Annotated in this window: 11 protein-coding genes; 3 read left to right on the top strand and 8 right to left on the bottom strand. The window is 47.0% G+C overall.

Annotation, left to right across the window (positions count from 1 at the left end; all coding sequences use genetic code 11):
- Window position 1: 1 nt before the first annotated feature.
- From PV783_RS12830 to PV783_RS12820, 3 genes are all read right to left on the bottom strand, one after another.
- Entirely contained in the window at window positions 2–1,093 is a 1,092-nt protein-coding gene (locus PV783_RS12830) for an efflux RND transporter periplasmic adaptor subunit (RefSeq protein ID WP_420988251.1), read from the bottom strand.
- Window positions 1,094–1,099: 6 nt separating this feature from the next.
- Window positions 1,100–2,422: a TolC family protein gene (locus PV783_RS12825; protein ID WP_420988250.1), complete on the bottom strand. Its 1,323-nt coding sequence runs from the start codon at window positions 2,420–2,422 to the stop codon at window positions 1,100–1,102.
- 63 nt (window positions 2,423–2,485) lie between these two features.
- A complete protein-coding gene (locus tag PV783_RS12820; protein ID WP_420988249.1) occupies window positions 2,486–2,950 on the bottom strand; it encodes a GbsR/MarR family transcriptional regulator in 465 nt (154 codons plus the stop codon).
- A gap of 257 nt (window positions 2,951–3,207) precedes the next feature.
- Here PV783_RS12820 and PV783_RS12815 point away from each other — a divergent pair, with 257 nt between their 5' ends.
- Genes PV783_RS12815 through PV783_RS12805 form a run of 3 tightly spaced genes read left to right on the top strand, consistent with a single transcriptional unit; the run spans window position 3,208 to window position 6,979 of the window.
- On the top strand, window positions 3,208–4,638 hold the full coding sequence (locus tag PV783_RS12815) for a hypothetical protein (RefSeq protein WP_420988248.1): 1,431 nt from the start codon (window positions 3,208–3,210) through the stop codon (window positions 4,636–4,638).
- 3 nt (window positions 4,639–4,641) lie between these two features.
- Complete coding sequence (locus PV783_RS12810) at window positions 4,642–5,625, top strand: caspase family protein (RefSeq protein ID WP_420988247.1); 984 nt, start codon at window positions 4,642–4,644, stop codon at window positions 5,623–5,625.
- The gene (locus PV783_RS12805) at window positions 5,612–6,979 is read left to right on the top strand and encodes a hypothetical protein (protein ID WP_420988246.1); all 1,368 of its coding nucleotides are present in this window, start codon (window positions 5,612–5,614) and stop codon (window positions 6,977–6,979) included. Before PV783_RS12810 ends, PV783_RS12805 begins: the two co-directional genes overlap by 14 nt.
- 12 nt (window positions 6,980–6,991) lie before the next feature.
- Here the strand turns inward: PV783_RS12805 and PV783_RS12800 are convergent, their stop codons facing one another.
- The 5 genes from PV783_RS12800 to PV783_RS12780 are packed head-to-tail and all read right to left on the bottom strand — an operon-like array spanning window position 6,992 to window position 14,421.
- Window positions 6,992–8,314 carry a MutS-related protein gene (locus PV783_RS12800; protein ID WP_420988245.1) on the bottom strand — a complete coding sequence of 441 codons (1,323 nt, stop codon included), beginning with the start codon at window positions 8,312–8,314 and terminating at the stop codon, window positions 6,992–6,994.
- Between the two features lie 11 nt (window positions 8,315–8,325).
- Window positions 8,326–9,666, bottom strand: a complete 1,341-nt coding sequence (locus tag PV783_RS12795) for a MutS-related protein (RefSeq protein WP_420988244.1) — start codon at window positions 9,664–9,666, stop codon at window positions 8,326–8,328.
- A 6-nt stretch (window positions 9,667–9,672) separates the two neighbouring features.
- Window positions 9,673–11,985, bottom strand: a complete 2,313-nt coding sequence (locus tag PV783_RS12790; protein WP_420988243.1) for a Gldg family protein — start codon at window positions 11,983–11,985, stop codon at window positions 9,673–9,675.
- Between the two features lie 9 nt (window positions 11,986–11,994).
- Window positions 11,995–12,921, bottom strand: a complete 927-nt coding sequence (locus tag PV783_RS12785; protein ID WP_079468420.1) for an ABC transporter ATP-binding protein — start codon at window positions 12,919–12,921, stop codon at window positions 11,995–11,997.
- Window positions 12,922–12,948: 27 nt separating this feature from the next.
- Window positions 12,949–14,421: a RagB/SusD family nutrient uptake outer membrane protein gene (locus PV783_RS12780; RefSeq protein WP_420988242.1), complete on the bottom strand. Its 1,473-nt coding sequence runs from the start codon at window positions 14,419–14,421 to the stop codon at window positions 12,949–12,951.
- Window position 14,422: the final 1 nt, after the last annotated feature.

Below are 14,422 nucleotides of genomic sequence, written 5' to 3'. Positions count from 1 at the left end.
CTTACTCTTTTTTTGCGATGATATCCCCGGCTTGTAGTCCGCCTGTTATTTCCACCCACTCGCCGCTTTTTGTATGAGTGGTGATGTGCGTCTTCCGCCATTCCTTTCCCTGTTGCAGGTATACGCTGTCGCCTTTCAGCAGGTAATCGGCGGGGATCATTAGAGCGCGTGTATTTTCCCGGATAATGATATTGGCTTCTACCGACGACTGTGGATAAAATGCATTGCTATCCAATACCGCGGCTTCCACCTGGAAGCTCCTGCTTTCTTTTTGCAATACCGGAATAATTTTATTGATGGTGGCGGCAAATTGTTTACCGGCATACACATCTGTTTCAAAATATACTTTCTGCCCGGTTTTAATTTTGCTGATATCCCTTTCGTCTACCAGCAGTTCCAGTTTAAATTTGCCGGGCAGGCCAATCATCATTACCGGGTCGTTGAGCGGTGCAAGCTCTCCTTCTTTCAGGTATACTTTAAATACGCTCCCATCTACCGGGCTTTTCAGTACTTTTCCTTCTCTCACCTGGTTGTTTGCTGCCAGCTGTTCGCGTGTTTGCAGCAGTTTATCCGCCAGGGCATTTTTTTGTGCGAGATACTGTTGTTGTAATGAACGGTAGGTATGTAAACTGTTAGCTGCTTCCAGCCGTGTTTGTTCCGCATCCTTTTCTGCAACGGCTTTATCTTTTGCGAGATCGGTATATCGTGCGGCGTTCAGGTTATCGGCTTCATACTTTTGCCAGGCCTGTTCAATCCGTTCTTTTAATTCGTTGAGGGTAGCGGAGCCGTCTTCCGCGTTGCGGCCGGCCAGTGCTACCTGGCGGTGGAGTATATCCGATTGGGTAAGCTGACTGGGCGTACCCAGCACCGCCAGTACCTGGTCACGGCTTACGGCATCGCCTTCTTTTACTTTTACCTGCAGGAGAAGGTCGGCGCTGTTGGATTTCAGGAAATAATAAGCCTGGGGCATGATTTCCCCGGATGCGTATACGGCTTCATTGAGGGTACGTTGCTGTACGGTATAAACGGGTAATTTTTCTTTGCAGGCGGTTACCAGGATGGCTATTCCTGCTGTTAATAAAAGCTTTCTCATGCAGGCTTATTTATTTTGTAAGTAATTTATTTCTGTATAGTGTCTGAAAAAATCCATCCTCGCATCGTTCAGTTGTTCCTGTGCTTTGTAGAGATCTGTTTGTACTTCTTTCAGCTGGATCATATCGATGATGCCTTTATTAATCTTTAGCGTGGTGAGTTGTTCATTTTCTGTGGCGAGCCGGATATTTTCCTGTTGCAGTTGGATATTTTTGGCAGCTTGTTCCAGTAGTACCTTTTCCTGCCGGTATTTTTTTTCCTGTTGAGATGTATAACTTTTGAACTGCTGATCCGCGGCTTCCCAGCGGGCTTTCTGGCTGCGGGGTTGATAGGCGATCCTGCTGAGCGACAGCGGCATGCTGAGTTGCAGGCCCACAAAGCCTACAGTAAACCATGGGGAGCGGGTAATGAAACTGGTTTTATCGCCAAAGCCCAGTTGCTCCCAGGTGCCTTTGATATGCAAACTTGGGTAGATGGCCGATAAGGAAGAACGGTAATTTTGCTGCGCTACTTTTACTTTAGATAACTCCGCTTCATAATCCGGCAGCTGTTCACCGTTGAACCCGGTGATGGCCAGTTCCGGTAATTCGCCGGATGCGGCCACCGGCAGCGTGTCTTCCAATGGAAAGCCCATCCAGAATTTCAGGTCCAGGTAGTTTTGCTGCAAGGTGGCAACGGCTTCCAGATGCTCCACCTCCCGGTTTTTCAGCAGGGTGGCCGATTGGTTCAGCACAATTTTATCGATCAGTCCTTTATCAAACTGGCGGCTGATCAGCTGGTGGATGTGTTGATAATTTTCCTGGAGATGAGTGGTAACGGCAACATATTCCTGTTGTTGCTGTACGCTGTACCAGGCAATGCGTACATTCCTGAGCAACGTTTTCAGCAGGGAGTTGTACTCCGCCTGTGCGCCCTGTTCCTGCAGGCGGGCGAGTTTGATGCGTTGCCAGGTTTGTATGTCTACCAGCGGCAGGTCGGCATCCACACCGTAGCTGCCCATCCAGGGGGTTCCCATTCTCACTGGAATAAAAGTGCCCGCAGGTTGGTTCACCAGCTCCCCGGGAAATACCTGTACGGGAATTTTCCAGTAGTTGTCTATTTCTCCTTTCAATGTTATCTGCGGCGTAAGTTGGGCGGCAGCTGCTTTGCGGTCTTGTGTGCCGGCTTGTACCAGCTGCTTTTGTGAGAGGACGTCCTGGTTATGGCTGGTAGCATACTCCAGGCATTTTTCAAGGGTCCATTGCGGAGAAGTGCTGTTTACGGGCATGCTTTGCCCGGCTGCTATCCTTACATGGAGAGCCAGTAACAGCAGCAGGCTGACTGTTTTCATCTGATATGCTTGTGTTTCTTTTAGTTCTGAATGAAAAGAACTAAAGTTGGCAAAAAAAGAGGTTTATTTTTGCTGTTGTTTTAATTCAATGGTTCTTTTCCATCGTTCCAGGATCAATGGAATTTCAAACAACATCATCTTGTACAGGTCTGATACTTCTTTCAGCTCTTCGTTGAATACATCATTTACCTTTCTCGTGGCCCTGATATCATCCATTATGGTATAAAACTGTTTTAACCTCTCTGAAATGTAATCTTCACTGAACATGCTTTTCACATTCACCGAGAAATACCGCTTACGCTGTCCACCAACGGTTTTGGCGTCTACCATCTTCACTGACTCCAGCATTTTGAGCGCATTGGAAACGGCGCTTTTACTCACGCCAAAGTAATTCACCATTTGCTCAAAGGTTGCCTGGTGCTCTTCACTCAGCATCAGGTATATAAATACCCTCGCCGCCACCGGGGTAAGCCCCATTGATTCCATAGTTGTACTATGCTGCTCAATCTTTTCCCTGTATTTTTCCAATATAATTTCTGATATCCGGATGTAAAGGTATACAAGTATTCTGGTTTTCTTAAAAAAGAACCAATAATTTTTTCAGATAGCACTAAACCCGGCGGCCCATCTCTCCGGTACAATAAATTTGAATTTCTGTAAAAATGACCGATATTAGAGATCAGGAAAAGAAGCCCCAAAAGACGAGTAACTCCAAACCAGTACCCCAATCATCCCAAATAAAGATGGGCCTTTCCGTGTATTCAAATCATCCCCAAAAAAAGATCATGGAAGCACTTGAAAAAATCTTCTTTGTGAATGCAGGCGCCGATGGCACCTTTGCTGATTCCGGTCACCTGTCCACCACCCCTGCCGATGTAGAACAGATCTTTAGCTTCCTCGAAGAAAAAGATATCGAAAAACTGCTCATCTATTTTCACGGCGGATTAGTCAGCGAAAAAAGCGGGCTGAAAGCCGCCACCGTCATGAAAGAACACTTTGCTGATACAACAGCAAAAAGACATACCGTTGCCTTTGTATGGGAAACCGGTCCCGCTGAAGTAGTGATGCAAAACCTGAAAAATCTGAAAGAGCTTACCGGCAAAGGCGTGTTCGATGAAATCGTGAAATTCGTTACCAAACTGGTGGCTAAAAAACTGGGACTGGATGATGCCAAAGGCGGCGGCACCTACCTCAGCGATGAAACCATTGCAGCGGAAAAACAAAAGATCGAACCTTTTGAAGACCTCGACCGGTCGCTGGATGCCCGCGGCGGAACACCCCTTGAAATAGATGAGGAAGACGAAAATTACAGCACCTACTACGCCAAACTGGAAACAGAAGCCAAAGGCCTGGTGAGCGCCGAAGGATCTGACGAACTTAAATATGAACAGGCCGAAGGCGATGAAGTGGCCAGGGGCGGAATGCTGTTTGTAGCCAAAGTAGTAGCGCAGATAGCCTTTGCAGTATTAAAGCGTTATTTCAAAAAAACGCACCACGACTTCTACCCCACCATCATGGAAGAAGCCTTCAGAAAACTGTACCTGGATAAAGTTGGCGGATGGGGCTGGAAACAGATCAAAGATAAATCCGGCAACATGTTCAGCAGCAACAGCGGACGAACCGGTAACGACCTGCATGCCGGCACACACTTCCTCTCCCTGCTGGATGCACACCTGCAAAAACGAAAAGCCGCAGGGAAAAAACTGGATATAGAACTGGTAGGACACAGCGCCGGCGCCATTGCCGTATGCAACCTGCTCGAAGCCACTGCCAACCATTTCAATGCCATTACCTATAACAATGTTTTCTTCCTGGCGCCCGCCTGCAGAACAGACTTCTTCCTCCAGAAGGGAAGCCCCGCGCAGGAAAAAGGCGTGTTCAAACATTTTAAGATGTTTACAATGGACGAAAGCAACGAGAAAAAAGATCATTGTATTCCCTTTGCTTACACACACTCCTTATTGTACCTGGTGTCCGGTCTTTTTGAAGAAGAGGTGGACGCCAAAATTATGGGGCTGCATGAACAACTGAAAGCAACCGGCCGGTACGAAAGCTTTGATGAACTGAAAAAACTGAATCAATATATCAGCAATAATAAACTGATCCTCTCCACAGATCTTGAAAATGCAGACGAAAGCCTGCGTTGCAGCTCTCTTAAACACGGCGATTTTGACAACGACACACTCACTTTAACCGCTATTCTAAAAAGTATTTAACTCATGGAATATGCAATTATAATAGGTATTGACCATTATGATAAAAGGGCACTCTCCGGGGCAGTAGCCGATGCAGAGGCATTTGCAAAATTCCTGACCGATATGCAGCTCGTTTCCAACCCCGATAATATCAAACTACTGAAATCCGATGCCAACAACCAGATTGTGATTGGCTATGAAATTGATAATGCCATTGAAGCCATCACAGAAAATGCGAAAACACACCGGAACGAAAGCAATCGGATCTACTTTTATTTTTCAGGTCACGGTATCGGCAATACCTTTAACAATACCGCCCTATGCATGCGGTTCTGGCCCAAAATGATTAATCACTGTATCTCCAGCCTGGATTACTTAACCGGGCTGATTAACAAAGGAATCTTTGATGAAGTGCTGTTGTTTCTCGACTGCTGCCGGGAAAACGACACCATGATAAAAGGGCTTCCTCCCATCGGCGACTGGCAGAATAAAGTAGGAGAACGCGTACCCAAAGTATTGGTTTGCAATTCCACCATCTACGGGAAATTAAGCTACGAAGTATCGATCGACTCCAACCAGAAAAGAGGCGCCTTTACTTCTTTCCTCATCGAAAGCCTGAAAGGCGATGCCGATACCAACAACAGTGGCAGGATCACCGCACTGGACCTAAAACAGCACATAGAAAACAATTTCCCTACCTATGCCCTGAAATACAATAAGATCCAGAACGGCAGCGCCTCTACGGACAATGGCGGCGATAACATCGTGATCTGCGAAGTAAAAAAACTGGAAGAAGCCTACAACTTCGAAATCACCTTTAACCGTAATTCCAATGTGACCCTCTATAATAAAAACGCTGACAAACTGCGTACAGATAACGTAGTTACAGGAGATAAATGGCACTACAAACTGGAAAAAGGGAATTATGTTTTAGTGGACAACGTAAGTGGTGAACAAAAAACTATCATCAACTTCTCTGAAAATACTATGGGTTATGAACAATTCTGATGTTAAATTCCATATTCTCGTAGCTTTCAACCAACCAGTGGAGGGATTGCACCTGGTACTCGTAGATGGCGACTTGCAGATCATTTACGCCGGGTACACTTCCCAGCTGGATATGTTTGTGGAAAAAGGCATCTACCGCCTGAAAGTAAACCTGATCGATTATTACCAGGAATATCTGCTCATTGTGGATGCCGATAAAACATTTCACTTCGACTTCGACTACCCCTCTGTTGCACCCATCTTATCTTTCAAAGCCACCCATGATTACTTGTGCAAAAATCTTGAAGCATTCAGCATACAATCCACCAACCCCAATACGCCAGACCGGCCCAACTTCCTCTTCTTTGGCGCCAAATACGACAAAAACACTTTCCCGGAACTGGTTCCTGTTACCTTACTTACCAGCTACTCCATTCTCAGCAGTACCAATGAAATACTGATGGAGTTCAACACTGATAATACCCGCTTTAATAATGAAGAAGGTTGGTTTATTTTTTCCGGCAAACTGGATAACGGGTTATACTTCCTGAAAGCCAATGGCACAGAAGATCCCAGGATCTTCCCCTTCTATATATACGATCATTATCAAACCCAATTCATGATCCGCTATCATAATAAAGCGGATATGGAAAATTGTTTCTTCTTTTATTCCAACAAACAATCATTCCGCCGGGAGGCGGAAGAATACCTGGTGCTGGACAAAATCATGTATGCGTTCAAAGACTATAAAAATTTCCAGCAGCTCACCGACAGCGATCACGGGATCATCCGGGAGCATCCTTTTTTGGTAACGCTTGTCCGCGCGCTGCAAATACTGGCCACCGGGGAAAATACAGACTTTACAGATTGCGAATTCCTTCCCCTCCCCGATCTTGAGCTGCTGGCGGGCAATAAACAGCTTATTGAATTAAACAATCTTTTGCCGGTGCTGTCTGCCGTGATGACCCGCTTTGCCGTTAATGAAAATAACAGCGGGATTAATTTTGAACAGGAACTGCTGATAGATATGGTGATCGATTACGTTAAATATGATCTTTACTGGAATAATTTTTCGCAGATAGATGCACCTTACAGCAACCTCACCGGCTTCATGAACCGTTTGGACGAGCTTACGAGAAGCTTTATTACACATCCTTACATCATCAATGTAAAAGGCAATACCTACCAGGAACGTTTGATCCAGGCCGTTACCCGGCTAATCGCCACCAACCAGACAAAGGAAGCCATTAAACTCCTCACAAGGGCAGACAGCATTTCCACGATCGCACAACAATTAAATTTACCCACCAGCCAGGTGTTCCGGAACTTTGATACCTACAACGATATTTATAATAAGATAAATCCCACGCAATGAGAGGTTGCTATCTTAAGACAAAATAATTTCCAGGATCCCTTCATTTTCTATGATCATCATGCCGTGCCGGTCGGTAGTGATACCGGTTTCCAGCTGGTAAGTATATCGTGGCACAGTGCCTTCCATCACGGTTGGCAGGTAAGCAAACTGCAGATTATCACATCGCTGTTTTAGTGTTTCCCCTACCTCAATGATATGGGTGGAGATAATAAAGAAGGAATTCCTGTATTGGGAAAAGGCTTCCGTTACCGCCAGGGTGGCGTCGTACGCATCTTTTACATTGGTGCCTTTAAATAATTCATCAAAAATTACGACGAGGTTCTTTTTCCGACTCACTTCTGCGGCCACATTTTTTACGCGCATCACTTCCGCATAAAAATGGCTGTATCCCAGGCTCAGGCTGTCCGGTACATTAATAGAGGTATATAAGCCATCTCTCACCGCAAACTTCATCGAGGCGGCAGCTACCGGGAATCCCATATGCGCCAGGTACACCGCAATGCCAAAAGACTTCATCAGGGTGGATTTACCGGCCATATTGGCGCCGGTGAGGAACATCACGTTCCGGTTCAGGTGTAGGGATAAAGGATTAGGTACGCCATTGTCCAGCCCCGGATGCCGGAGTCCATCTATCTGGATTAAATGATCCGTTACCGGCAGCGCGGTTGCATAAGAGAAATTTTTCTCCCGCGCCACCTGGCTCACTGCTGTGTAAACATCCAGCAGGTAGATATTTTCCAGGATGATGTCCATTTCCTTTCGCAGGGTATTACGCAACAGGAAATCATAGCGGACCACTTTCATCAGCGGCAACTGCGTTGCGTCTTTTTCTTCGGTAAGCCATTTTAACCGGTGATTGGAAAAAATATCCAGCAACATTTTTACCTGTTCCCGGAAAGGATGCGGCTGGTTATCATCCATATGATTTAACAGCTCCTTCAACGCGTTTAATGCGGCGATACAGGCCAGCAGCCCGTTGTGCAGGATCGTAAACTGGTCATCTCTCAACAGCGAATGCCCAATCTTTTTTTTCACCGTAGTAATCATTTCCGATACCCTGTTGCCGGCAGGTCCCATGCCCAGATAATTTTCCGCTGCCCGGAAGGAGCCGTTCTGAAAGGGAAACTCCAGCTGCTTTTCCTGGAAGTACCGGAACGTGCTGCTGCGCCGGTTGATTTCTTCCGGCGTTGTAAGCGGATGCTGGAACATAGATTCCAGTAACCGCTCACCGCCTGCTGTGCGCACCTTATTAAAAAGACTGTAAATAGAATGCGATTTATATTTACCCAGCAGGTTCAGGTCATCCAATGTTTGTTTATCGGCAATGAAGCTCATGTTATTATCTTTTAATTCATTTTTGAGATGCCTGCCCGCAGCATATCAAGGATACCCTCATTATTGATGATGATCATACCATGACGGTCGTCCGTTATACCATTTTCCAGTTTGTACGTGTACACAGGTTTGTTACCATTCATACGTGTAGGGAGGTAGATAAAATGAACATTATCACAGGCTTGTTTTAATACTTCCCCGGCCTCAATGATATGGGTGGAAATCACAAACAGGCTGTTACGTTTGGTGGCAAAGGCTTTGGTAATGGCAATAGTAGCTTCGTAGGCATCTTTTACGTTGGTACCGCGGAACATTTCGTCAAATACGATCAGCAGGTTTTTACCCTGACTGAGTTCATGCGCCATCTTTTTCACACGCAGCACTTCCGCATAAAAATGGCTGGCGCCCATCCCTAGATTATCCGGAAGATTTATTGTAGTGTAAATACCATCCAGCACTGAAAACTCCATGCGGGTGGCCGGTACCGGGAAACCCATATGCGCGAGGAACAGCGCAATGCTCAATGATTTCATGAAAGTAGACTTCCCGGCCATGTTAGCGCCTGTCAGGAAAATAACGTTGCCATCCGGGGTTATCCCGATCGTGTTGGCAACTGCATTGGGCACCTGCGGATGATACACGCCTTCCAGGGTTACCGTCAGGCGGCTTTTTTGCAGGGCAACCGGGAACACAAATCCCCGTTCCTTTGCCACCTTTGCTACGGCGATGTATACATCGAGGTAATAGATATGCCGCAACAGTTTCAAAATAATGTCCCGGTGGCGGAAACGGAAAATACCGTCAAAAGCAGCCATTGTAGCGGCCGGCAGCTTGTCTTTTCCCGTTTGTGTGATCACGGGGCTCAGCGCGGGGTCCGTCAGCAGTGCAGCAATAGCGGCTTTCTCTGTTTTATAATAAGGCATTCCCGCTACTTCCGGTGAGTGAATAAAATCATGCAGTCCTTTTATCAGCCTGGCAAGCGCCATCACTCCCTTGCGGAGCTGAACAGCGTCTGCATCCGGTGCAATAAGGCTGCTGAGTTTTTTAGTGACCGCATGTTCTTCTATGGTGAGCCTGGTCCGTTCATCCGTATTTGCGAGATAGGGTTCTGCTGCATCAAAGAGTGTATTCTCAAACGGGAACACGGTTTCCTTTGCAGCAAAATGCTGAATGATGCCACTGCGGCGGTTAATCATCTGCTCGTCCGACAGCGGGTACTGGAACATTTCATCCAGCACCGCTGCACCACCTCTCGTGATGCAGCGGTTAAAGATATTGAAGATGGAATCTCCGCCATGTTTGCCAAAGATGTTAAGATCTTCCAGTGTTTGTTTATCTGTTGTAAATAGCATAAAGTTTTATTTCCGCTTACGCCTGATCAGCAATATAGCGCCAAAAGCAATCATGATTCCCGGCATCACCCAGAGGTATACGATCTTCAGCAGATCTACATCGTCAAGCGATACTTTTACCCGGTTGTCTTCCGATTCCGGGCGGTGTGTATCTATCGGGAACTGTTTGTAATCCAGCCAGCTGAATAATGCGGTGATGAAAGGGAAGTTAGCGGTTTCCACATCAAACCTGTTCAGGTTGCTGTTACTCATAAAATCGGCATCGCCGGCTACAATGATGCGTTGTTCTTTACCGTTCACTTTGCGGGTCATGCTGATCATCACCGGCAATGCTTTTCTCTCATCACCAGCGGCGGCATCATATACAACCTGTGCAGAATCCAGTACCAGCGAGGTTTTCCTTAGCCAGCTCTTTTGGGTATCGGTAATCAGCAATGGCTCAATGGTGAAGGAACTACCGCTGTAGGTAAGACCGGTAACACCCGGCATTGCCACTTTCAGGCTGTCTTTCACTGTTTTCGCTACATCGGCGGATAAAGACACTGCCAGCGGAGTTAACTGCGGCAATACGATATCCGGCGTAAGATCCTTGCTAGGTTGGGCCACCACGCCTTCCATCATTTGCACGCCCAGTTTTTGCAGGATAGGATTGAGCACCGTTTGCTTGCCTGGTTCCCCGGCAATGAGCAGGTTTCCTCCTTTATCGATATACTGTTCCAGTTTGGCCTGCGCAGCAGCGCTGAGGGCCGTTTTCGGATCTGTCAGTACCAGGGCGGTAATCCCTTCCGGGATATCGCGCGAACCGAGGGAGATGGTATCTGAATCGAAGCCCTGGTTAATGAGGGAATACCGGAATGGTTTAGTATTGGTGATGGTCATATATTCCCTGGCGCCCACTTTATGAATATCCCTTTCCAGGTCGCCGGTTACAAACAGGATCTTTGGCAGCTTAGCCTGCAGTAAACGTTTGAAGGCAGCGGAAACCTCTGTTTCGCCTGGCCATACCATCTGGTCATCAAATACCCGCAGAAAAGTAGAGCGGCCTTTGTATTTTAACTGCATTACAAACCGGTTCAATTCAGGTTCCAGGTCAATTATTTTTTTGATCTCTTCGGGTGTTTTAAACGCCGACACCTTCATCCCCATCCCACGTATGGTTTGCTCCGCCGCCTCTTTAACAGTTTTGCCGGGATACATTTTAGAAAACGGAAACTGCGGATTATCCAACGGCTCGGCATAGTACTGTACAAACCGGAAACTGATACCCGGCTTGAAACGGGTATACAGATCCCAGTTGTCCAGCAGCCTGTTACGTTGCTCGGGTACGCCCAGCCACGAATATCTGCTCAAAGCATTGTTATAAGTGATCACTTCCAGTGGTTCATCTCCCAACTCTTTAATAATCCGTTGGGCATTGGGTGTGAGGGTTTGTTCCTGGTGAACCGTAGTATCCGTATAGGTTGTAAAGGCAGGCCGGGAACTGACATAACCCACAGCCAGGCCAATAACCACCACGATCACATATCTCATTGCTTTCACCATAAATGGCCTGGATTCCATGCCGGATTTCAGCTTGAAATAGGTGAAGCCGATAAACATAAAGATGATAACGAGGAAATATAATACATCTTTACTGCTGATTAAACCAAACAACATTTTCTGCGTACGTCCCTGGATAGACAGGAAATAGGTAAGATCCCGCACAAAATCGATGCTTTGCCACATGGTGCCTACAAAGCTGAGGATGCCGATCATCACAAAAGTACATACCGCCGCTACTACCTGGTAGGTAGTTAAACTGGACATAAACAACCCGATGGCAGCATAGGTACACAGCAACAGGAAAAGTCCCAGTACAGCAGATAGCATGATACCGCTGTCCATTGATTTGATCTGCCACATACCGGCCACAATAAAAACACTCATGGCTGCTACCATCAGCAAACTGTAAATAAGCATGGCCAGGTACTTACCCAGCACAATGTCCCGCACTTTGATCGGGGAAGAATACAGCAGTTTAATGGTACCACTGCTGGTTTCCCGGCTGATCAATCCCATTGTAAGCAAGGGTATGTAGAGATACAGTTTCTGCATCACGTTATCGAATACGCTCATTTGACTGGAAAAGATCTTGATGGTCAGATGATCCATATAACGTAACTGTTCGCCGCCCATTTCCTGCATGCCGGCGTATCCTTTCAGCTGAAGGAAATAGGCGATACCACATTGAATAAAAAAGGCAACCAGTAAAAACCAGGCAATGGGAGAATAGAACAGTACCCGCAGTTCTGTTTTTGCAATTCTGAATATTGTCTTCATTAAATATTTTTATTGAGATGATTGACTGGATAATTGTTTGAAGATCTCATCGAGTGCTGTTTTATCAAGATTGATTTCGCGCAGCCGCCATCCGTTCTGCACACTGGCGATGATCAGCTTTTCGGTGATATCCTGGTTGCCGTTGAAATACAGGCGTACCTGCCGCTCTGTAAGAAAATCGGCTTTGGTAACCCCATCTATTTTCAACAGCTCGGCAGCAGCCGGCGGATTTTCCAGGTGCATCATTACACTGTGTGGTTCCACATAGTTGTTGAATGCGTCCATGCTGTCGGAGAATACGATCCTTCCGTTTTCAATCATCTTGATTTCTTTACAGAGTAATTGTATTTCAGAGAGAATATGAGAAGAAAAGATAACGGCCCGGTCCTGTGCAATTTCTTTGATCAGGGAGCGGACTTCCGTGATCTGGTTGGGATCGAGGCCATTGGTAGGCTCGTCCAGCACCACCAGGCGGGGACGATGAACAATGGCTTGTGCAATGCCTACGCGCTGCCGGTAGCCACCGGAAAGATTGCGGATCAACCGGCTGCTGAAGTGGTCGATGCCGCAACGTTCCTTGGCTTCTTTTATGGCTGGTTTCATTCTGTCTTTTGGCAACTGTCTTAATCCTGCGCAATAACCCAGGTATTCATCTACCGTCAGATCCATGTACAGCGGCGGGTTCTGTGGCAAAAAACCGATCTCTCTTTTTGCGAGCTGCGGATCTTCGCGCATGTTGATTCCATTGATATATACATTCCCTTCTGTTTGGTTCAGGGCGCCGCAAAGGATGTTCATGGTGGTGGACTTACCTGCACCATTAGATCCCAGCAATCCTACAATACCGGTTTTGCTGATCTCTATATTGATATCACGGATCGCCCATGAGCTGCTATACTTATGAGACAGGCGCTCAAGCTTTACAATGCTGGTCATATCGTGTTGGTCTGTTTTTTTATTGAATTATGGATTATCGGGCATACCCGGGTTGTTCTGTATAAAGTAGGGCGGTATTTTCATCACCAGGCGGTTGGGCTGCTTCAGTGTAATGACCGTAGTTGTTCCATTGGTGTTGTACAAAGTATGCGTGATCGGCTTACCGCTGAAAATGGGATCTACCGATAATCTGCGCATATCAAACCAGCGGTATCCCTCCTGTGCAAATTCACGGATACGCTCATCGATGATGTATTTTATCAGCGCAACCTGGTTACCTGCAATGATTGCCGGCACCGGCGCATCAGCCGATGGCATGCGGTTCCTTCTTAATGTTTCCAGGTCTGCAACTGCGCCACCCAGGTCGTTTGTCCTGGCCCTGCATTCAGCCCGTAGCAGGTACAGTTCGGGCAATTGCAAGCCGAAGCGCGACCAGGTAATACCATATTTACGCAACCTGCCGCCGGGGTTGAGGTTACCATCCATATCTTTGTTGGTATACAGCAGCAGGCGCTGATCATGAGGCCCATACAAGGCTGCGGTGGCCGGCATCAGTACCAGTCCGTCGGTGCCAAACATATTCCCCCGGAACGGACCATTGTAATAAACTTTAGAAAGCACTGCTTCCCTGGTGTCATTGCGGTTAACACCCGGCCCCTGCGGGCCGAAAGTTGGATCGATGGGCAGGAATGTGCCGCCCGGTGCAAACTCCACGTTGTAGTTATACAGCACCGGTGCGCCGTTTGCGGCAATATCGGTGAAGGCATTATTCAGTAATGGCAAGGCATCCGCATAGCGGCCCATAAATATATACACTTTGCCCAACAGCCCGGCCACCGCGGGTTTGGACATTCGCGTAACAATGCTGGGGCGCACGGGTACATCCGCCAGTGCTTCTGTAAGGTCTTTAATAATAAAATCATAGCTACCCTGTACGCTGCCGCGGCTGAACTCCCGCACGGTAATATCCGCTTTGTCGATAACCGGAAAACCCATATCTGTAGCGGCAGTAGCGGCGTCGTAGGGTTTTGCGTAAAAATTGATAAACTGGAAATTTATCCAGGCGCGGGTAGCTTTTGCTTCAGCGAGGAGTTGTTTCTTTTGTGCATCTGATCCGCCGGAAGATTCCATCACTTCTGCGATGATCTTGTTGAGCAGGTACATCTTTTCCAGTCCTTCCCGTAATAAGAAAGGGTACGACAGTTCATCACCAGGCTTATAGATGCTGTCGGCCCATTGAAAAAGCCGCGGCATCCATACTGAGCCCCTGTTCAGAAAAGCTGCTTCTGCGCCTGTTTCATCGCCCATTGATACGGCTTCCTGCCACCCTGAAATGTCACTCATATAAAACCAGGGGTTGTTCATCAGCTTATCATAGTCGTCGGTGGTGGTAGCTACCTGGCTCCCCTGCGGCACTACTTCCAGGAAATCCTTTTTGCAGGCAGCAAAAGAAAAGAGCAGCGTTATATATAAGAAAGGACAAATTATTTTCTTTATCATG

The sequence above is a fragment of the Chitinophaga sp. CC14 genome, from assembly GCF_048957795.1.
GTDB classification, from domain to species: domain Bacteria; phylum Bacteroidota; class Bacteroidia; order Chitinophagales; family Chitinophagaceae; genus Chitinophaga; species Chitinophaga ginsengisegetis.
Note: the sequence above shows the minus strand (reverse complement) of the source record. Positions and strands in the feature narration are given on the sequence as shown.

Bases quoted from the DNA above. Each gene is read 5' to 3' on its own strand.
- PV783_RS12795 (WP_420988244.1), bottom strand. From the start codon at position 9,666: ATGCTATTTACAACAGATAAACAAACACTGGAAGATCTTAACATCTTT.
- PV783_RS12830 (WP_420988251.1), bottom strand. From the start codon at position 1,093: ATGAGAAAGCTTTTATTAACAGCAGGAATAGCCATCCTGGTAACCGCC.
- PV783_RS12790 (WP_420988243.1), bottom strand. From the start codon at position 11,985: ATGAAGACAATATTCAGAATTGCAAAAACAGAACTGCGGGTACTGTTC.
- PV783_RS12800 (WP_420988245.1), bottom strand. From the start codon at position 8,314: ATGAGCTTCATTGCCGATAAACAAACATTGGATGACCTGAACCTGCTG.
- PV783_RS12785 (WP_079468420.1), bottom strand. From the start codon at position 12,921: ATGACCAGCATTGTAAAGCTTGAGCGCCTGTCTCATAAGTATAGCAGC.
- PV783_RS12780 (WP_420988242.1), bottom strand. From the start codon at position 14,421: ATGATAAAGAAAATAATTTGTCCTTTCTTATATATAACGCTGCTCTTT.
- PV783_RS12815 (WP_420988248.1), top strand. From the start codon at position 3,208: ATGGAAGCACTTGAAAAAATCTTCTTTGTGAATGCAGGCGCCGATGGC.
- PV783_RS12810 (WP_420988247.1), top strand. From the start codon at position 4,642: ATGGAATATGCAATTATAATAGGTATTGACCATTATGATAAAAGGGCA.
- PV783_RS12825 (WP_420988250.1), bottom strand. From the start codon at position 2,422: ATGAAAACAGTCAGCCTGCTGCTGTTACTGGCTCTCCATGTAAGGATA.
- PV783_RS12805 (WP_420988246.1), top strand. From the start codon at position 5,612: ATGAACAATTCTGATGTTAAATTCCATATTCTCGTAGCTTTCAACCAA.